At 58.9% G+C, this 18,559-nt stretch carries 17 protein-coding genes and 1 pseudogene; 13 read left to right on the top strand and 5 right to left on the bottom strand.

Annotation, left to right across the window (positions count from 1 at the left end):
* The first annotated feature begins 125 nt into the window (after positions 1–125).
* From PH605_RS18265 to PH605_RS18275, 3 genes are all read left to right on the top strand, one after another.
* Positions 126–674 (top strand): TRAP transporter small permease subunit, encoded by a 549-nt coding sequence (locus tag PH605_RS18265; RefSeq protein WP_059761233.1) that lies wholly within the window; start codon positions 126–128, stop codon positions 672–674.
* Between the two features lie 18 nt (positions 675–692).
* Positions 693–2,198, top strand: coding sequence for a TRAP transporter large permease (locus PH605_RS18270; protein WP_065654907.1), 1,506 nt, complete (start codon positions 693–695; stop codon positions 2,196–2,198).
* A 68-nt stretch (positions 2,199–2,266) separates the two neighbouring features.
* Positions 2,267–3,379, top strand: coding sequence for a TRAP transporter substrate-binding protein (locus PH605_RS18275; protein WP_065654906.1), 1,113 nt, complete (start codon positions 2,267–2,269; stop codon positions 3,377–3,379).
* Between the two features lie 63 nt (positions 3,380–3,442).
* Here PH605_RS18275 and PH605_RS18280 read toward each other — a convergent pair whose 3' ends face one another.
* The 3 genes from PH605_RS18280 to PH605_RS18290 form a co-directional block, all read right to left on the bottom strand.
* Positions 3,443–4,075, bottom strand: a complete 633-nt coding sequence (locus tag PH605_RS18280) for a response regulator (RefSeq protein ID WP_059761235.1) — start codon at positions 4,073–4,075, stop codon at positions 3,443–3,445.
* Complete coding sequence (locus PH605_RS18285; RefSeq protein WP_065654905.1) at positions 4,072–5,469, bottom strand: cache domain-containing protein; 1,398 nt, start codon at positions 5,467–5,469, stop codon at positions 4,072–4,074. Before PH605_RS18285 ends, PH605_RS18280 begins: the two co-directional genes overlap by 4 nt.
* A gap of 178 nt (positions 5,470–5,647) precedes the next feature.
* Positions 5,648–6,931 carry a cystathionine gamma-synthase family protein gene (locus PH605_RS18290; RefSeq protein WP_142845645.1) on the bottom strand — a complete coding sequence of 428 codons (1,284 nt, stop codon included), beginning with the start codon at positions 6,929–6,931 and terminating at the stop codon, positions 5,648–5,650.
* A 123-nt stretch (positions 6,932–7,054) separates the two neighbouring features.
* Here PH605_RS18290 and PH605_RS18295 point away from each other — a divergent pair, with 123 nt between their 5' ends.
* Positions 7,055–7,513, top strand: coding sequence for an Lrp/AsnC family transcriptional regulator (locus PH605_RS18295; RefSeq protein ID WP_003521846.1), 459 nt, complete (start codon positions 7,055–7,057; stop codon positions 7,511–7,513).
* A gap of 55 nt (positions 7,514–7,568) precedes the next feature.
* Here PH605_RS18295 and PH605_RS18300 read toward each other — a convergent pair whose 3' ends face one another.
* Positions 7,569–9,257, bottom strand: a complete 1,689-nt coding sequence (locus tag PH605_RS18300) for a dihydroxyacetone kinase family protein (RefSeq protein WP_142845646.1) — start codon at positions 9,255–9,257, stop codon at positions 7,569–7,571.
* 235 nt (positions 9,258–9,492) lie between these two features.
* Here PH605_RS18300 and PH605_RS18305 point away from each other — a divergent pair, with 235 nt between their 5' ends.
* The 9 genes and pseudogenes from PH605_RS18305 to gst all read left to right on the top strand — a co-directional run bounded on the left by PH605_RS18305 (position 9,493) and on the right by gst (position 17,414).
* The gene (locus PH605_RS18305; protein WP_065654901.1) at positions 9,493–9,855 is read left to right on the top strand and encodes a hypothetical protein; all 363 of its coding nucleotides are present in this window, start codon (positions 9,493–9,495) and stop codon (positions 9,853–9,855) included.
* An 84-nt stretch (positions 9,856–9,939) separates the two neighbouring features.
* Positions 9,940–10,332: a GFA family protein gene (locus PH605_RS18310; protein ID WP_078052893.1), complete on the top strand. Its 393-nt coding sequence runs from the start codon at positions 9,940–9,942 to the stop codon at positions 10,330–10,332.
* A gap of 120 nt (positions 10,333–10,452) precedes the next feature.
* A complete protein-coding gene (locus tag PH605_RS18315; protein ID WP_065654962.1) occupies positions 10,453–10,758 on the top strand; it encodes a hypothetical protein in 306 nt (101 codons plus the stop codon).
* A 26-nt stretch (positions 10,759–10,784) separates the two neighbouring features.
* Positions 10,785–11,207, top strand: a pseudogene (locus PH605_RS18320) (EAL domain-containing protein); the annotation flags it as partial.
* 30 nt (positions 11,208–11,237) lie between these two features.
* Positions 11,238–12,506: a sugar ABC transporter substrate-binding protein gene (locus PH605_RS18325; RefSeq protein ID WP_078052894.1), complete on the top strand. Its 1,269-nt coding sequence runs from the start codon at positions 11,238–11,240 to the stop codon at positions 12,504–12,506.
* 13 nt (positions 12,507–12,519) lie between these two features.
* The gene (locus tag PH605_RS18330) at positions 12,520–13,608 is read left to right on the top strand and encodes a carbohydrate ABC transporter permease (RefSeq protein ID WP_078052895.1); all 1,089 of its coding nucleotides are present in this window, start codon (positions 12,520–12,522) and stop codon (positions 13,606–13,608) included.
* The gene (locus PH605_RS18335; RefSeq protein ID WP_142845647.1) at positions 13,605–14,486 is read left to right on the top strand and encodes a carbohydrate ABC transporter permease; all 882 of its coding nucleotides are present in this window, start codon (positions 13,605–13,607) and stop codon (positions 14,484–14,486) included. Before PH605_RS18330 ends, PH605_RS18335 begins: the two co-directional genes overlap by 4 nt.
* A 308-nt stretch (positions 14,487–14,794) precedes the next feature.
* Positions 14,795–16,552, top strand: coding sequence for a gamma-glutamyltransferase (gene ggt, locus PH605_RS18340; RefSeq protein ID WP_142845648.1), 1,758 nt, complete (start codon positions 14,795–14,797; stop codon positions 16,550–16,552).
* Positions 16,553–16,715: 163 nt separating this feature from the next.
* Entirely contained in the window at positions 16,716–17,414 is a 699-nt protein-coding gene (gene gst / locus PH605_RS18345) for a glutathione S-transferase (RefSeq protein ID WP_142845649.1), read from the top strand.
* Between the two features lie 382 nt (positions 17,415–17,796).
* Here gst and PH605_RS18350 read toward each other — a convergent pair whose 3' ends face one another.
* A complete protein-coding gene (locus PH605_RS18350; RefSeq protein WP_142845650.1) occupies positions 17,797–18,558 on the bottom strand; it encodes an SDR family NAD(P)-dependent oxidoreductase in 762 nt (253 codons plus the stop codon).
* Between the last annotated feature and the right edge of the window lies 1 nt (position 18,559).

Genomic DNA, 18,559 nt, shown 5'->3' on the forward strand with positions numbered 1-18,559 from the left:
TCGGTACGTCTCAGGAAATTCGCTGGCGCGCGCCCTTGAGCGTCAGGCCCCCATGGTTATCCTGCCCGAATTATGGCGGTCACACACGTATTGAGGAGTACGCGGCCGCTTTCGGGGAGGATATCATGAAGTTTCTGTTGGCCGTTTCGCGCGCCATCGATGCCGCCAATGCAGCCATTGGCAAAGGCATTTCCTGGCTGCTTCTCGCGGCCATTTTCATCAGCGCCATCAATGCCGTCATGCGCAAGGCGTTTTCGATGAGTTCCAACGCCTGGCTTGAATCGCAGTGGTATTTGTTTTCCGCCGTGTTTCTGATCGCCGCCGCCTACACGCTTCTTAACAACGAGCATGTGAAGGTCGATCTGGTCTACGGTAATCTTCCGCGCAAGGGACAGCTGTGGGTCGACATTCTCGGGACCATTTTCTTTCTCATGCCCTTCTGCCTCATCACGGTCTATCTCTCCTGGCCGGTGTTTCTGCAGAAACTTGCTTCCGGTGAGGTTTCAAACAACACGGGCGGCCTCATTCAATGGCCGGTCTGGGCGCTGATACCGATTGGCTTCAGCCTTCTCGCCATCCAGGGCGTTTCGGAACTCATCAAGCGTGTCGCGATCCTGCGCGGCGATATCCCCGATCCCGTTGCAGAGGCTGACGCCGCGGCGGCAATGCTCTGATCGAAGGAAAAAACAACAATGGCATTCATTGCGGAAAATCTCGCGCCCATCATGTTTGCGGCGCTCATCATCGTGCTGTTGCTCGGCTATCCCGTGGCCTTCGCGCTAGCCTTTGTCGGCTTTTTCTTCGGCTTCATCGGGATCGAACTCGGCTTGCTGCCAGCGACGCTGTTCCAGGCCATTCCCGATCGCATATTCGGCCAGATGTCGAACGAAACGCTGCTGGCGATACCGTTCTTCACCTTCATGGGGCTCATTCTTGAAAAGAGCGGCATGGCGGAGGATTTGCTGGACACGATCGGCCAGCTGTTTGGACCGGTCCGCGGCGGCATTGCGTTTGCCGTGATCTTCGTCGGGGCAATTCTGGCCGCCACCACCGGCGTCGTCGCCGCCTCGGTTATCTCGATGGGCCTCATCTCGCTTCCCATCATGTTGCGCTATGGTTATGACCGCAAGGTCGCCGCCGGCACGATCGCGGCTTCCGGCACGCTGGCGCAGATCATCCCGCCCAGCCTCGTGTTGATCGTGCTCGCCGACCAGCTTGGCCGTTCGGTGGGCGACATGTACAAGGGCGCGCTCGTTCCGGGTCTCATGCTCGTGGCGGCCTATGCGCTTTATATCATCGTGACCTCGATCATCAGCCCCACGAAAGTCCCGGCCCTGCCGTTGGAGGCGCGGACCCTGCGCGGCACCAAGCTGCTGCTCAAGGTCATCACCTCGCTGGTGCCGCCGCTCGTCTTGATATTCCTCGTGCTCGGCACGATCTTCCTTGGGATCGCCACCCCCACGGAAGGCGGTGCCATGGGTGCTGTCGGCGCGCTTGCCCTTGCGCTTGCCAACCGCAAGCTCAATTTCGGTCTGATCCAGCAGTCGCTGCACGCCACGGCGAAGCTGTCGTCCTTCGTGCTGCTCATCCTGCTCGGCGCGCGCGTCTTTTCCCTGACCTTCTATGGCGTGAACGGCCACGTCTGGGTCGAGCATCTGATGACATCGATCCCGGGCGGCGAGATCGGCTTCCTGATCGTCGCCAACCTGCTGGTCTTTTTCCTGGCCTTCTTCCTCGATTATTTCGAGCTGGCCTTCATCATCATCCCGCTGCTGGCGCCGGTCGCCGATGCGCTTGGCATCGACCTGATCTGGTTTGGCGTGATGCTAGCGGTCAACATGCAGACGTCGTTCATGCACCCGCCCTTCGGTTTCTCTCTGTTCTTCCTGCGATCCGTCGCACCGACGCGGGCCTACAAGGATCGGATCACGGGACAGACGATCCAGCCGGTCACCTCGTCCCAGATCTACCTGGGCGCCATTCCCTATCTGTTCATCCAGCTGACCATGGTCGTCATCATCATCGCCTTCCCCGGCATCGTGATGCACTACAAGTCAGGCGCCAAGGTGGCGGATCCTTCGTCCGTCCATATCAACGTTCCCATGCCGAGTGCGGGAACGGACGCCGATCCCTTCGCCAATCCTTTCTCGGCACCCGGCAACAGCGCACCGAGCTTCGGAAAGCCGGCCACCCCATGACAATCGGCCGGGCGCAAAAGCGCCCGCCGCAACAAAAATCGCTGACGTTCAATAGGAGGAGGTAATCTATGAAGGTCAACCCAGGTCGCAGACAACTCTTGTCGGGCGGCGTACTTGCAGGGGCTGCTGCGGCTGCTTCGGCACTTGCGACACCCGCCATAGCCCAGTCTTTGCCAACCGTTCGCTGGCGTCTCACGTCCGGCTTCCCGAACAATCTGGACACGATCTATGGCGGCGCCGTCGTCATGGCCAATGCATTGAAGGCGATTACAGGCGGAAAGTTCGAAATCCAGGTCTTCCAGGCCGGTGAAATCGTTCCCGGCGCCCAGGCCATCGACGCCGTAAAAGCCAATACCGTCGAGATTTCCCATACCTGCGGCTATTATTTCACCGGGAAAGATCCGACATTCGCCATCGGTTCGACCATCCCCTTCGGCCTGAACGCCCGCCAGCAGAACGCATGGCTCTACCACGGCGGCGGCAACGAGGCTTACAACGAATTCCTTTCCGACTACGGCGTCATCGGCATTCCCGGTGGAGCAACGGGCGCCCAGATGGGCGGCTGGTATCGCAAGGAGATCAAGAGCCTCGAGGATATCAAGGGCCTCAAGATGCGTATTGCCGGCGTCGCCGGACAGGTGCTCGCCAAGCTTGGCGCGGTGCCGCAGCAGCTTCCGGGCGGCGACATCTATCCGGCGCTGGAACGGGGCACCATTGATGCCGCGGAATGGGTCGGTCCCTATGACGACGAAAAGCTCGGCTTCTACCAGATCGCGCCATACTACTATTATCCCGCATTCTGGGAAGGCGGACTGACGATCCACTTCTTCGTCAACAAGGACCAGTACGCAGCATTGCCTGATGAATACAAGGCAGCGCTCGACACCGCCTGCAAGGCCGCCAACATCAACATGCAGGCGCTGTACGACGTCAAGAACAAGGATGCGATCCGCTCGCTGGTTTCCAAGGGCACGCAGCTTCGCCCGCTGCCCCGCGATGTGCTCGACGCCGCCTATAAGGCGACCTTCGAGCTTTATGACGAGTACACCCAGAAGCATCCCGCATGGGCCAAGATCTATCCGGGCTGGAAGAAGTTCCGCGATGAGAGCTTCGAATGGTTCCGCGTCGCCGAATATACCTATGACAGCTACGGCTATGCCATGCAGACGGCCGGCAAATAAGCCGACATAGAACCTACCGAGGCCCCCGAATGGCGACATTCCGGGGCCTCGGGCCTCTAGCAGCTATTCTTTGATAAGCCCGTTATCGATCGCATAGCGGATGAGACCGGCGGTCGTCGCTATATCCAGTTTCCTCTTGATGTTCTTGCGATGGGTTTCCATCGTGCGCTCGGCGATGTCGAGCGCCAGGGCAGCGTCGCGATTGCTCTTTCCGCGCGCGATCAGCAGCAGAACCTCCTGCTCGCGTGTCGTCAGCGCCTTCAGCCTGCCCGAAGACCCCTCCATCAGCACATCGCGAACGCCAGAGGAAAAATAGGTGCCGCCGGCAGCCACGGTTTCGATTGCGGCGACTATTTCTTCGGTCGCCACGTCCTTCAGAATGTAACCGGCCGCACCATACATGACCGATGTCGATATATATTCCCGGCTGTCATGCATCGACAGCATCAGCACCCGGGCGGAAAGCTGCTTTTCCTTAAACAGCTCCAGGGCATCGATGCCATTGATCTGCGGCATGTTGATATCCATCAGCACCACATCTGGCCGCGTGGCGACAGCCGCGTCGATACCGGCCATGGCGGACACGGCGGTTCCGACGACTGCGAGATGCTCGTAGGTCTCGAGGACGGCCCTCAACCCATCCAGAACCAGAGGATGGTTGTCTATCAACAACACACGGATCGGATGAACGGTCACTCGGCGGCCTCCTGTAGGCCGCTATTGCGATCCTTCATGGCGGTAATGGGCAACACTGCCCGCAGAACGGTTCCCCTGGCGGAGCTTTCGACATCCAGCCTGCCCCCGAAATGCGTCATGCGTTCCTGCATGTTTCTCAAACCGAGCCCCTTGCTCGCCGGCATCCCGTTTTCTGTCCGAACGGCAGGAAAGCCGCGGCCATTGTCGCTGACATCCATCTGCACCCGTTCGTCGCGACTGGAAAAACGGATGGCGACCTGCGTCGCGTCGGCATGGCGCTCGATATTGGTCAGCGCCTCCTGTGCGACACGGTAAAGGGCAACCCGTGCCTCCGGGACAAGCATATGCTTGAAGGCCACGGATTCAAGCGTCGCCGCAATTCCCGTGCGTTCGGAAAAACTCGAGATCAGGGATTCCAGAGCTGCCGTCAGCCCCAGATCGTCGAGGACACGCGGGCGAAGATCGTGCGAGATGCGGCGGACTTCCTTGATCGCTTCGTTCAGCGCAATGGCGCCTTTGCCGATTGCCTCGACAGCGCCGACATTATCCGGCGTGACCTTGCGCCGCGCGAGATCGATCGCAAAACGCACGCCGACAAGATTTTGGGAAATGCCGTCATGCAGTTCCCGGGCAATGCGCAGACGCTCCTCCTCCTGGGTATCGATGATCCTTTGCATCAATTCCTTGAGCCGGCCATCCGCCAGCCGCTGCTGGCGCAGATTGAGCAGCATGCAGGTGGCAAACACCAGCAATACGGCGGGAACCGCAAACAGGGCGACGATCAGGAAGTTCCAGGTGATCGAATGCCGCAACTCCTCCTTCGCCGCTGCCGTCGTCGCAAAAACGTCGTCGAGGTAAACGCCGGTACCGATCATCCAGCGCCATTTGTCGAGGCCGGCCGCAAAGGAAAGCTTGTCGGCCATTTTTTTGGTGGAAGGCTTTTCCCACTTGTACTGGACCAGTCCTCCCCCCTTTTTCGCCTCGACGATCAGATCGTAGATCACCCGGTTGCCATCGGGATCGTGGAGATCCAGCCAGTTGTTCCCCGGACGGAAATTCTGTCGCGGATGGACCACGTTCAGCCCGTCATAGTCATAGACGAAGAAATAGCCGTCAGTACCGTAGTCGAGACCGGTCAGGATGCGCTTGACCTCTTCCTTCGCGGCCTCGTCATCAGGTCCTGCCCTGTCATAGACCGAGCGGATCGCCGAAAGGGCAAGATTGGTGAGGTTAAGGAGTTCAGCCTCCTTTGCCGCGAGCATGTTTCGTTCGAACGCATCGATGCTCGTGCGCGCCAGCGTCATGGACTGCCACGTGATCAGCGCTGTGATGACGATAATCGCAAGAACGAGAGGCCCGATGGCCAATGCGAGAATCTGGCTCCTGAGTTTCATGCGCCCCCGACACATTCATCTTGCACACTTCACTTCACAACACTTAATGCCGCAAATCGGCGACGTTGGAAAGCGAGCCGCGCGACGCGACCGTGAGTGACCCTATCCAGGTTTGCAACCTGAGGGCAGCTTTCAATCATTTCTTTGGCGCGTGGGGTAAGCAGCGTTCCCGTTTTCGTTAGGCCTGATCCAGGGCAAGGGTCAGGTCGGCGACAAGATCGTCGGGATGTTCGATGCCGATTGACAGCCGGATCGTGGAATCCAGCACACCGATGCGCTGGCGGACATCGGCAGGAACTCCCGAATGCGTCATCGTTGCGGGGTGAGACGCAAGAGACTCTGTGCCGCCGAGACTTACCGCGAGTTTGAATATGTTGAGCGAATTGAGGAATTTGAAAGATGCGGCCTGCCCGCCGACGATGTCGAACGAGAAGGTCGATCCCGCGCCGGAGCATTGAGCGGCGAATACCCTGCCAACCGCGGACGCCGGATCGCTGAACGGCAGGTAATGGATTTTCTCGACCTTGGGATGCGTATTCAGGAATTCCGCCACGACCCTGGCGTTGCTGTCCGCCCGCTCCATCCGGATCTGCAGCGTCTCAAGGGAACGTCCGAGCATCCAGCACGAATGCGGATCGAGCTGCGTGCCGATTGCTCCACGCAACGCCTTCACCTGTTTCATGACTTCCTTCCGGCCGAGCGCTGCCCCGGCAATGAGGTCGGAATGCCCGCCAACATATTTCGTCAGCGAATAGAGCGAGATGTCCGCACCGTATTCGATGGGCCGCTGGAACACCGGGCCGAGAAGCGTATTATCGCAGGCGATGATTGGCCTGTGCCCCTGCCTTTCGCTGATCAAGTCGGCGACCCGGCTCATCATCGAAATATCGACAATGCTGTTTGTCGGATTGGCGGGGGTCTCGATGAGGATGACGGAGACCCTGCCTTTCGCCATCGCCTCTTCTGCGGCAGCCATCACCGAGGTTTCGCTGACACCATCGGCGAAACCCACCGCCGAGACGCCGAAATTATGGAAGGTCTTGGCCAGCAGCGTCTCCGTGCCGCCATACAGCGGCTGGGAATGCAGCACGGTGTCACCGGGCCGCACGAAGGCGAAAAGTGTCGTTGAAATGGCGGACATGCCCGAGGAGAACAGCGCACAGCTCTCGGTGCGCTCATAAACGGCAAGACGATCCTCGACGATTTCGCTGTTCGGATGGTTGAAGCGCGAATAGACGAGGCCCGCGCCCCTGCCCTCCGGCGGCTCCTTGCGGCCGGAGACATAGTCGAAGAAGTCGCGCCCGTCTTCCGCCGATTTGAAAACGAAGGTCGATGTCAGGAACACGGGAGGCTTTACGGCGCCCTCCGACAATTCCGGATCATAACCGTAATTGAGCATCTGGGTTTCAGGATGGAGAGCGTGGTTGCCGATATGGGTTTTGGACGGATGCGGCGCGGTCATTTCCGATGATCCCTGAGCTGGCGTTGAACTACCCGCAGGTTACACGCAGTGAAACCAAAATACCTTGCATTCTGAAGCGTCAAGTTATCTCATGAAGCAATATATTGCGGAGAACGGTCATTTATGTCGCAAAAAATTGCAGACCCGATCGACAGGCGGATACTCAAGGAATTGTCTGCCGATGCGCGGATCACGAACAACGAACTTGCCGAGCGGGTCGGACTGTCGGCATCGGCGTGCCTGCGACGGCTTCGACGCCTGGAAGAGATGGGCGCCATCAAAGGGTACTCCGCGATCATCAATCCCGCAATCGAGGGATGGACCATGACCGCCCTTGCTTCCGTCCGCCTCAGCCGCCAGCACGATGACGAAATCCGGATGTTCGAGGCAGCCGTTCTTGACTGGGACGAGGTTCTCGAATGTCATCTCGTCACGGGTCCGAGGGACTATATGCTCAAGGTCATGTGCGGTGGGCTGGAGGATTACGAGCGTTTCATCAAGGACAAGATTGCAAAGCTGAAATGCGTCGAGACCATTGAGACCAGCTTCGTCATGAACACCATCAAGGCGCGGCGCATCTGAGCTTCGCGGCCACGGCGGCAACCCGCTTTCTCATCAGGCCCGCCGCCCATCGGCGCTAATCGTTCCCTATTGCTTCAAGCCAGATGCTGACGGCGACAGCTCCCGCATCGGGATGTCCTATAGCCCGCTCGCCAAGATAGCTCGCGCGCCCGAGCCGCGGCTTCATCGACGCCGTCGCCTCGGCGCCTGCGATGCCTGCCGCCGAGGCGGATCGCCAAGCCTCGTCGGCCGAAGCTCCGGCTGCGAGCCTGTCCCGGAACGTTTCCGCCGCCGGATGAAGCGCATCTATCATCGTACGGTCCCCCGGTCTTGCACCACCGAGTTCCGAGACCGCGAGAACGGCAGCCACGAACGCCTCCGCCATCTGTTGGTCCGTCGGCTTTTCGATCCCGGCAAGATGGCGCGAAGCGCGCATCAGGCCCGTGGCGTAAAAGGGGCCCGAGCTTCCGCCGATTGCCTTCCGCATCGCATTCGCCATCGCCATCAAGCCACCGGACACATCTGCGAAGCTCTCCCCCGGCAGCGCCAATATTGCTTCGGCGCCTCGCACCATGCTTGTCCCAAGGTCACCGTCGCCCGTAACACTGTCGAGCTGCGTCAGTTTAGGCTCTGCAGCGATCAGGGCTCGGGCGACCCGCTCCGCCGCGGAACGCAGTCGTTCACCGGCTGCTGTTATTTCGATTTCCGCAGTCACGCTCTTCTCGACACCTGCCGAAGGCAAGACGCGGTTGCGGTTCACCGCACCGCCGCGCGGCCATGCGCCGGCGTCGGTCGGCGCATCGATGAGGTTGAGCATTGCGTCGTCCACATGCATGACCGACAAAGAAAAGCCGGGCATATCGAGGGCGGAGAGGAAGGTACCGGCCCATGCCCGTTCGACCACGACGCCCTTTGCTTCCAGGCGTGTGATGGCGGATCGCGCCACGACCGCAAGTTCCATTGGCGGCGTCGATCCCAGTCCGTTGACCAGAAGCTCAACCCGGTCTCCGCTCTTCAGCCCGCCATCGGCTTCGATCGTCTCGAGGACCAGCTTCACAAGCTCGTCCGCCGATGCGATGGACATCCGCCGGACGCCCTGCTCGCCATGGATGCCGAGCCCGACTTCGATTTCAGCGTCACCAAGGACGAAGCCCGGCCTGCCGACGGCAGGGAGCGTGCAGGAGCCCAGCGATATTCCCATGGAGGACAATTTTTCGGCGGCTTCCCGGGCGATGCGAGCCACCTCTTGAAGGGGAAGTCCCTGCTCCGCGGCCGCGCCGGCGAGCTTGTGAACGAGCACTGTGCCTGCAATACCCCGGCGGCGGTCGTCGGGAACTGTGTCCTTCAAGGCGACATCATCGGCAACGACCACGATTTCGACCGGAATTCCTTCAGCTCGCGCCAGCTCGGCCGCCAATCCGAAATTCAGCCGGTCGCCCGTGTAGTTCTTGACGATAACCAGAGCGCCGGCGGGTCCGGCCGCAGCCCTGATGCCGGCAAGAACCGCATCGGTGCTTGGCGAGGTGAAGACATCGCCTGCCACCGCAACGGTCAGCATGCCCGCGCCCACATAACCCGCATGGGCTGGCTCATGGCCACTGCCCCCGCCCGACAGCACCGCCACCCTGCGCTTTTCCGGGGCCTGAAGGCCAGACCGGATAACGACATTCTCATCCGCAAGCAGGACCGTCGCGGGGCTGAGGGCCACCACGCCTTCGAGCATGTCCCGCACAACGGTGGCTGGATCGTTGATGAGCTTCTTCATGCCTTACTCCTCGATGCAGTTCGTTGGCCGGCGGGGACACGCACGTGCCCTGCTGACCGTGAACAAGCACGATCTCCCGGCCAATTTCAAGTTCCAGCTATTCGAACTCGCGACATCGATTGTGGGCGCGCGAGGGAAACACAGGTGCATATCCGCCATTGCCTCTCGCGGCGGAGGCGCTATCATGATCGCGCTGTATGACGGTAAGCTTTGGGAGGAGCGATACGTGAGACGGATGTGGCCAGACGAATTTGCGTTTCTGCTGGACGGTGCAGAAGAGGTTGACCTACATATTCCATCGACGGCGCATGACGATGGTTCGCCCGGAAAAACAATATCCAGAAAGGCCTTGAAAGCCCGGATCAGCCAGCAGGATTTTGAAAATATCTGGCATCTCGCAGAGGCCCGCTACCGGCTGAACGGCAGGTTCTCTGACAAGGCGATTACGCTGATCGCCAACAACCCCCACTACCAGAAATGGCACCCTTCCGACGGCGGCAGTATCGAAAGCGTCTCCGATAGCGGTCAGAAATACACGACACGCTATGTGATCGTGCATTTTCTTCTGGATGATGTTAGCGAAGCTGTCGAAGCCTGAGATCCGGAGGGGCGGTTCCTGCCGGTGAGTGGTGGAGGGGCCTCGAAAGCCATATTTCGGGGATTTAGAACTGGGAGCAACAGTTTGCGCTTGGCCCATTGCTCATGTCGTCAGCTAACTGTCGTGACAAACGCAGAACCCCGCAAGGTCTCCGTTTGTCACTGCCGTGCGTGCCAGCATCGTACCGGCTCAGCGTTCGGTGTCGCGGTATTTTATGAAGCCGATCAAGTTACTGCGTCGGGAGAATACCAAACCTACATGCGGCCCGGAGATAGCGGGAAGAGCCTGGAGTTCCGCTTCTGCCCCGTCTGTGGATCGACCGTCTATTGGATACCGGAATTTCGGCCCAATCTCGTCGCCATCGCCTTGGGCTGTTTTGAAGATGCAAGCGCTATGGAACCAACTCAGAGCGTTTATGAGGAGACCCGCCATGCTTGGGTTTCCCTTTCTTTTCGAGATTCTGGAGAGAAACGTTAACGGGCAAATTCATTGCAGGGACGTCGAATTCCGTCGGATCGATACAGGGTCATACAAAGTTTGAGTTGACCCTCTTGGACGGTGAGGCGAGACTTGAATGCCTGAACGATGGGGGAAATGATGGATCAACCACACCGATGGCGCCATATGGCAAGCGCGCCGAAAAACGGAGATCGGATTCTCATCACGATACGTCCGTCCGAACAAGGGCCATCCCAAGTAGACCTTGCGTACTGGTCGAAAGGCGACCAGTACGGTTCAGAAGGCTGGCGTGCCTCAGACTCTTCGCCAGGGCGGATCATCGAATACTCCGAGCCGGAATTGAAGTGCTGGATGCCTATGCCCTCAGCCAATACCGATGGCCTTGCGATGCCCGCTCCCTGGGAAGGTGACGATGCCCGGGAGCTTGATGGGTCCGGGATCTGAGGATAGACGCCAAAGCGATGAGCCCGCGCAAGGCGGGACATTCCATCGCGATAGACGATTTCGGCACCGGCTATTCCAGCCTTCAATATTTGCAGGGGCTCCCGATGGATGCCCTGAAGATCGACAAGTCCTTCGTCGACACGACTGGCAGGAAATCCGCAACCAGCACCGTTACGCTGCATATTACCGGAATGGCGCGTGAACTTGGCCTGTTGACCCTCTGCGACGGTATCGAGACGGAGGAGCAGGCAGCGTATCTGCGGGAACACGGCGTGGACTTCGCTGAGGGCTGGCTTTTTTCGAGGGCCCGGCCTGCCCCCAGAAACGCTTTCGCTCGGCTCCTTCACTTCTCCGTGCTGTTTATTTTTCGGAAGCTTCTTCTGGTCGCGTTCCTGAGAAGGTGCCGCGCCAGAACGCAAATTTTCTGCGGAACAATCGGTAGATGTTGAAGTTACTCTTCTTCAGGAGGAGGACAATCTATGATCACCAAAGCCATTTTTGTGGGGGCAGCCGCTGCCTTGACGACGCTTTTTTCCACTGTGGCACTGGCGCAGACCGACCTGACCATGTGGTATCACGGCGCGGGCAATGTGGAAGAACGCAAGATTCTGGCCGGCATCATTGAGGACTTCAATTCGTCCCAGTCGGACTGGCGGGTCTCGCTTCAGGAATTTCCCCAAACCGCCTATAACGAATCCGTCACCGCCGCCGCGCTCTCCAACAAGCTGCCAGACATTCTGGATGTCGACGGCCCGAACATGCCGAACTGGGCCTGGTCCGGTTATCTGCAGCCACTGCAGATCGACGAGGCAAAGCTTGCCAATTTCCTGCCCGGCGCGGTGGGAAAGTGGGGAGACAAGCTCTATTCGGTCGGCCTGTGGGACGCGGCTGTCGCGGTCTTTGCCCGCAAATCGGTTCTCGATGAAAATGGCATTCGCATTCCAACGCTGGACCGGCCGTGGAGCGGCGAGGAATTTAATGCCGCGCTCGAAAAGCTCGCGGCCAGCGGCAAGTTCGAATATGCGATCGACCTCGGTATGGCCGATAAAACCGAATGGTACAGCTATGCCTTCAGCCCATTTCTGGAAAGCTTCGGCGGAAGCCTGATCGACAAGGAAAATTATCAAACCGCCGAGAACGCCCTTAACGGAGACAATGCCATCAAGTTCGGAGAATGGTGGCAGTCCCTGTTCCAGAAAAAACTGGCACCCGGAACATCGCAATCGCCTGCCGACCATGAAACCGGCTTTCTGGAAGGCCGTCACGCGCTGCAATGGATGGGCAACTGGGTTGCGGTGAAGGCTCTGGAGAAATATGGAGACGACCTGCTGTTCCTGCCTGCCCCTGATTTCGGGAACGGTCCGAAGATCGGTGCAGGATCCTGGCAGTTTGGTGTATCGGCCACCAGCAAGCATCCCCAAGGCGCATCCGCCTTCATCGAATTCGCCATACAGGACAAATATCTCGCGCAGTTCTCCGATGCGATCGGCCTGATCCCGGCCACGTCTTCCGCAGCCCAGATGACGGAGAACTATAAACAGGGTGGCCCGCTCGAAGTTTTCTTCGAGCTCTCCAAGCGTCAGGGAACGTTGCGCCCGGTGACGCCGGCTTACGCCTTCATCTCGCCGGTGTTTTCGAAAGCGGTGTCTGACATTGCCAATGGCGCGGATGTCGCCGATACGCTGGACAACGCGGCCGACGAGATAAACAACAACATAGAACGCAATTCCGGTTACCAACCCAAATAGGGGAAGGTTGTCGATGGCGCTCTTGTCTTCAAAGGGAAAATTGACCCGGGACAGCTTTACGGGCTGGTTCATGGCTGCACCGGCGATGGTGCTGATCGGGCTGTTCCTGATCACGCCCTTTCTGCTGGGGCTCGGGTTTTCCTTCACCAACCAGCGGCTGACATCTCCCAATCCGACCGAGTTTGTCGGCGTTGAAAATTACACCCGGCTGCTGGGTATCGGCGTGCTGAAGCTTGAGCCGGAAAGGGAGGCGGATGGGAGCCTCAAGCAGGATGCGGATGGCGCAACCTCCTATCCGCGAATTCGCACTTTCACCCGCAACAATCCAGACTATCCCCATCTGGACGGGATGCGGGAATATAGGAGCTTCAGCTGGGGTGAGAACCAGATCGTCATTCTGGCGCGCGACGTCGTGTTTTTGACAGCGCTCGTCAACACGCTTTCCTTCGTGGCGGTCGTTGCCCCGGTTCAGGCGGCACTGGCGTTGTTTCTTGCCCTGTTGGTGAACCAGAAGATTCCCGGCGTCACGATTTTCCGCGCGGTCTACTTCATGCCCGTCGTGCTGTCGGTTGTGGTGGTGGCGTTGCTCTGGCGGTTTATTTATGCGGCGGATAACGGGCTCCTCAACAGCCTTTTGAGTTACATGAGCTTCGGGCTTTTCCAGCCAGTCGACTGGCTGGGCAGAACCGATACCGCCCTGTGGGCCATCCTGGTCATGTCCGTCTGGCAGGGGGTCGGTTTCCACATGGTCATATGGCTTTCCGGCCTGCAAACAATCTCTCCGGATCTTTACGAGGCAGCCGATATCGAAGGCGCGAGCCGCTGGCAGAAGTTCAGCATGATAACCTGGCCGCTGCTGCGCAACACCGCCGTGCTAATTATCATCGTCATCACCATGCAGGCTTTTGCCCTTTTTGCGCAGATCGATGTGATGACCAAGGGCGGCCCCCGCGATTCGACACAAAGCATCGTCTATCAGGCGGTTGAGCGGGGATACCGACAACAGGACATCGCGGCAGGTTCGGCAATCTCGGTCGTCCTCTTCCTGCTTGTCCTGTGCATCTCACTGACCCAACGATACCTGACAAGGGAGAAGCAATGATGCAGGCCGGACAACGCAAGAGCCTCGCTTTTCTCATCGGCAACTATGTGCTCATGCTCGCTTTCGCGGCGATCTTCATTTTGCCTCTCTTGTTCATGGGCTTCTCGTCGCTGAAACCGAACGACCAGCTGCTCAGTGATGCGACCTCGATACGCGCTTTCCTGCCGGTTGGAGATCTGTCGCTTCAAAACTACACCGCCGCTTTCGCCCGGGCGCCGATTGCGACCTTCATATTCAACTCGGTTCTGGTAACGGCCGTTACCGTGTTTCTCGCCCTGCTGCTTGGCTCGCTTGCCGCATTCGCCTTTACCTTTTTGAACTGGCGCGGAAAGGATGTTCTCTTTTCGATCATCCTCGCCACGCTCATCATTCCCTTTGAAACCATTGCCGTGCCGCTGCTGCTCGAGGTCAACAATCTGCCATGGATCGGCAGCAACGGGTTTACCTGGGGATGGCTCAATTCGTGGCATGTGCAGATCATCCCATGGATCGCAGACGGGCTGACGATTTTCCTCTTCGTGCAATATTTCAAGGATCTGCCAAAGGAGTTGCTGGAGGCGGCGCGCATCGACGGGGCCAGCTGGCTGCGGATTTACGCACAGGTGGTGATGCCGCTTAGCGGCCCGGTCATCGCAACGGCTGCGATCCTGAAGTTTCTCGTCATGTACAGCCAGCAATATCTATGGCCGCTTCTCGTTACCCAGTCCGAGGCCTACAGGCCGGTGATGGTGGGGCTGCAATATTTCTTCCAGCTCAACACACCCTGGGGTGAGGTGATGGCCTATCTCGCCATCATCACGCTGCCGGTGCTGATCTTTTATCTCTGCCTGCAGAGGCTGTTCATCTCCAGTATCGCGGCAAGCGGGATAAAGGGATAGCGCCCCATCCTGCACGGGGTGAAGGCCTGACACAGGGCGATAGTGAGAGAATGCACTGGGACTTGCGGGAGCTTGCTGAATTCCATTAGCGCCGAATATTCTGGCCAACCCGGAGGCTGTTGTGTTTTCTTACGAACTTGAACGCTGAACGGCGGCCGGCAGATCGTCGTTCCAGATTGGCTGATTAGACTGCCATTAAAATCGAATGTTTGACCGGGAAGGGCAGTCGCCCGAGAGTTGATCTTAAGCGCCTGCGAGATTTGCCCTTCTCACATTCATGGTTTGCGCCGCTCTGAAGGATGAGGCCGATGAAAATGAGATTTCTCTGTGAGGCTGTTGTTGCCTTGATGTTTTCCACCGCAATCGCCTCCGCCCAGCAGGCGTCCGACGCGGTGGCGCCGGAAAGGGCAACCGGGCTTGCCACCGCCAAACGCGTCCAGTCAAAGAACTTCATGGTCGCCGCAGCCAATCCGCTGGCGACCAAAGCGGGACGCGACGTGATCGCCGCAGGCGGCAACGCCATAGATGCGATGGTGGCGGTGCAGACTGTGCTGGGCCTCGTTGAACCGCAGAGTTCCGGTCTCGGCGGCGGCGCCTTCCTCGTCTATTACCACGCTAAAAGCGGCAGGCTGACGACGTTGGACGGCCGGGAGACGGCACCGATGGATGCCACGCCAAAGCTCTTCCTGGATGACAAAGGTCAGCCGCTTAAATTCATGAACGCAGTCATCGGCGGTCGTTCCGTTGGCACGCCGGGAACGGTGCGACTTCTGGAGGAAGCTCACAAACGCTATGGAAAGGCGGAATGGGCAAGCCTGCTGAAGCCGGCGGAAACGCTGGCGACTGAAGGTTTTCAGGTGTCGCCGCGCCTTGCCTCTCTGATCGCATCAGAGGGTGACCGGCTGAAGACATATCCAGAAGCGCGGTCCTATTTCTTCGACACCTCCGGGGCCGCGCTGCAGGCCGGTGCTCCGTTGAAGAACCCGGCCTATGCCGAGACGCTTGCAGCGATCGCCAAGGGCGGCGCCGATGCCTTTTACAAGGGGAAAATTGCCGAGGCGATCGTCAAGACCGTGCGCGAGGCAGCCGACAATCCTGGCGTGCTGTCGCTTTCCGATCTTTCCAACTATCGCGTCATCGAGCGCGAGCCAGTCTGCTTTGTCTATCGTGTACTTGACGTTTGCGGCATGGGACCGCCATCGTCAGGCGGCATCGCCATCGGCCAGATGCTCGGCATGGCGGAGAATTTCGATCTCAGGTCGCTGGGGCCGAAAAATGTCGAAAGCTGGCGCATTATCGGCGATGCGCAGCGTCTCGCCTTCGCCGACCGCGAGCGTTACGTCGCTGACACCGATTTCGTGCCGCTACCGGTCAAGGGCATGCTGGACAAGACCTATCTAGGGGAGAGGGCAAAGCTGCTCGACGGCGACAAGGCGCTGGCCAAAGACGCGGTCAATGCCGGTGCGCCGGAATGGGACCACGCGCTGCTTTTCGGCCGGGATGCCGCGCTTGAGTTGCCGTCGACGAGCCATTTCGTCATCGTCGACAAGGAAGGCAACGTGGTCTCGATGACGACAACGATCGAAAGCGGCTTCGGCTCGCGTCTGATGACGAATGGCTTCCTGCTGAACAACGAGTTGACGGACTTTTCCTTCAAGACCCATGACGGCGGTCTGCCGATCGCCAACCGCGTCGAACCCGGTAAACGACCGCGCTCCTCCATGGCCCCCACTATCGTGATGAAGGATGGAAAACCGCTGCTCGCCATTGGTTCGCCCGGAGGAAGCCAGATCATCGGCTATGTGGCGCAGGCGCTGATCGCCTATATCGACTGGGGCATGCCGGTGGAAGTGATCGTCGCCCAGCCGCATCTCATCAACCGGTTCGGCACCTATGACATCGAGGCCGGCACCAGCGCGGAAGAATTGGCCGGTCCGCTGAAGGCGCTGGGTTACGAGGTGAAACCGGGTGAGATGAACTCCGGTCTGCATGCTGTCGAAATCACCGCCGAAGGCTTGGCCGGCAGCGCCGACCCACGACGCGAGGGACTGGTGATGGGGGAGTGAACGCTCAGCCTGCGGAAAAACGGCGACCTCAAGAGACTGAGCATAGCGTTCGTGTAGAGGTTAGATGACTACCCCGCAGGGTGTTCTGTTTTAGCGAGGAAATCGTCGGGGAACTGGTAACAACCAACGCCGTTCGTTGTTTGCATGACCAATGGAGGAAGGCATGAAAAACTTCGCCCTTTATTACTGGCCAGTTCCTTTTAGAGGTCAGTTCATCCGCGGAATTCTGGCCCATTGTGGGTACTTCTGGGATGAACACGATGCCGATGCGATTGAAGATATTATGGATTGTGGGGTGGAAAAGCAGCCGGTTGCCTTCATGGGGCCACCGGTTCTGATTGACCGTGAGCGCAATTTTGCGATCTCCCAGATGCCGGCGATCGCCATCTACCTGGGTGAACGGCTGGAGATGTTGCCGACAACTATTGAGGGCCGCGCACTCAGCGCCAAGATCGTTAACGATGCCAACGATGTCCTTGATGAGTTGACTCTCAACGGCGGGCGCGAAATGTGGACACCTGAAAAATGGGAAGGGTTCGTCCCACGCCTCCAAAAATGGATCCGTATTTTCGCGGATACCGGGGCACGAAACGGCTTGAGCGCTACTTCCGGATTTATGCTCGGAACAGAAAAGATTGGCGTAGCAGATATAGCGACTGCAATCCTTTGGACTACGGTCGCCGACCGGTTCCCTGTGATTCAGGGCATCATTGAGGATACGTCACCTACAATCTGGGACCTTTCCAGAAGAGTGGTAGCCACAACTTCGCTGGCCGCCTTGAACGATAAAAGTTTCGAGGAATACGGCAACGCTTATTGCGGAGGAGAGATTGAGAAATCGCTCCGGAAGGTAGCGGGTTGATTCACGTCTGCGCGGCGCCATCGCTTTGTTTGCTTTGCAGCCGGACAAAAGTCTTGAAGAGATACGCACCGCCGACGCACCATTTCGCAGACACGCAGTTGAAAGGAATCCGAACCAACGCCACTGTCATTACAGAAGTCCGATGGCGCAAGCCTACCTCTTTTCAAAAGCGGAGCCGATGATCTTCCGCGAGAGAACGACGCCAAAGAACCGGCACAATCCATTTGTCACTCAGCAGGCTGCAGACTCCGTTTGACGGAATGGGTCTGAAGTGTCTGTCGTCCTCTGATCCGCGCGATGGGCCGGCATCCCGAATATGCAGGAATCTCGGGATACGCAGCCTTGTTGCGAATTCTAGTAGCAAGCCGTACCGGCAAATCCGTCAATATCCCCCTGTCAGAAAAATGTTCTCCCCGGTCATGAAACTGCAGGCCTGCGACGACAGGAAGATGGCGGCCCCCACCATTTCTTCCGGCTGCCCGGCACGGCCCATCCAGTTCAGCGTCCGGACGTATTCCCCCCAGCCTTCGGGATCCTCATCACGACGGTGGGCATTGCGGTCGGTGTCGATGAGGCCGGGCGCGAGTGTGTTGAGCAACACATTGTCGCGCGCATAATCCCGCGCCTGACTCTGGATCAGATTGTGCTGCGCAGCCTTGGTGGCGGCATAGGCGGTGACGATGCCCTTCGGCCGCAGCTGATTGACCGAACCGATGGAAACCACCCTGCCCCATTTGCGGGCCGCCATGCGCGGCAGGGCCGCCTGCAGCATATCCACCGTCGAGCCCAGATTGACCGCCAGCTGAAACGCCAGATCGTCCGCTGTCAGTTCATAAAGCACGGCGTTGATCTGGGCGCTGGCATTGATGACAAGAATATCGACCGGCGCAATCGCCTCGGCCCGTTCGATGAGATCACGACCGGCACCGGGTTCGGACAGATCGCCCGCCAGTTCCTGCGCCGTGCCGCCGCTTGCGACGATCCGGTGCTGCACGGGCGCGGCAGCGCCCGGCTTTATGCCATGCAGGATGACATGGGCGCCCGCGCCCGCCAGCCCCTCGGCAATGGCGGCGCCTATGCCACGACTGGAACCGGTGACGAGCGCCGTGCGGCCCGTCAATCCAAAGACGCTTTCGAGACGCATC

Origin of the sequence: Agrobacterium sp. CFBP 3001 (genome assembly GCF_027871605.1) — a bacterium.
GTDB classification, from domain to species: domain Bacteria; phylum Pseudomonadota; class Alphaproteobacteria; order Rhizobiales; family Rhizobiaceae; genus Agrobacterium; species Agrobacterium leguminum.

Bases quoted from the DNA above. Each gene is read 5' to 3' on its own strand.
- PH605_RS18305 (WP_065654901.1), top strand. From the start codon at position 9,493: ATGTGGCCAGACGAATTTGCGTTTCTGCTGGACGGTGCAGAAGAGGTT.
- PH605_RS18270 (WP_065654907.1), top strand. From the start codon at position 693: ATGGCATTCATTGCGGAAAATCTCGCGCCCATCATGTTTGCGGCGCTC.
- PH605_RS18335 (WP_142845647.1), top strand. From the start codon at position 13,605: ATGATGCAGGCCGGACAACGCAAGAGCCTCGCTTTTCTCATCGGCAAC.
- PH605_RS18265 (WP_059761233.1), top strand. From the start codon at position 126: ATGAAGTTTCTGTTGGCCGTTTCGCGCGCCATCGATGCCGCCAATGCA.
- PH605_RS18300 (WP_142845646.1), bottom strand. From the start codon at position 9,257: ATGAAGAAGCTCATCAACGATCCAGCCACCGTTGTGCGGGACATGCTC.
- PH605_RS18285 (WP_065654905.1), bottom strand. From the start codon at position 5,469: ATGAAACTCAGGAGCCAGATTCTCGCATTGGCCATCGGGCCTCTCGTT.
- PH605_RS18325 (WP_078052894.1), top strand. From the start codon at position 11,238: ATGATCACCAAAGCCATTTTTGTGGGGGCAGCCGCTGCCTTGACGACG.
- PH605_RS18315 (WP_065654962.1), top strand. From the start codon at position 10,453: ATGGATCAACCACACCGATGGCGCCATATGGCAAGCGCGCCGAAAAAC.
- ggt (WP_142845648.1), top strand. From the start codon at position 14,795: ATGAAAATGAGATTTCTCTGTGAGGCTGTTGTTGCCTTGATGTTTTCC.
- PH605_RS18290 (WP_142845645.1), bottom strand. From the start codon at position 6,931: ATGACCGCGCCGCATCCGTCCAAAACCCATATCGGCAACCACGCTCTC.
- gst (WP_142845649.1), top strand. From the start codon at position 16,716: ATGAAAAACTTCGCCCTTTATTACTGGCCAGTTCCTTTTAGAGGTCAG.
- PH605_RS18295 (WP_003521846.1), top strand. From the start codon at position 7,055: ATGTCGCAAAAAATTGCAGACCCGATCGACAGGCGGATACTCAAGGAA.
- PH605_RS18275 (WP_065654906.1), top strand. From the start codon at position 2,267: ATGAAGGTCAACCCAGGTCGCAGACAACTCTTGTCGGGCGGCGTACTT.
- PH605_RS18350 (WP_142845650.1), bottom strand. From the start codon at position 18,558: ATGCGTCTCGAAAGCGTCTTTGGATTGACGGGCCGCACGGCGCTCGTC.
- PH605_RS18330 (WP_078052895.1), top strand. From the start codon at position 12,520: ATGGCGCTCTTGTCTTCAAAGGGAAAATTGACCCGGGACAGCTTTACG.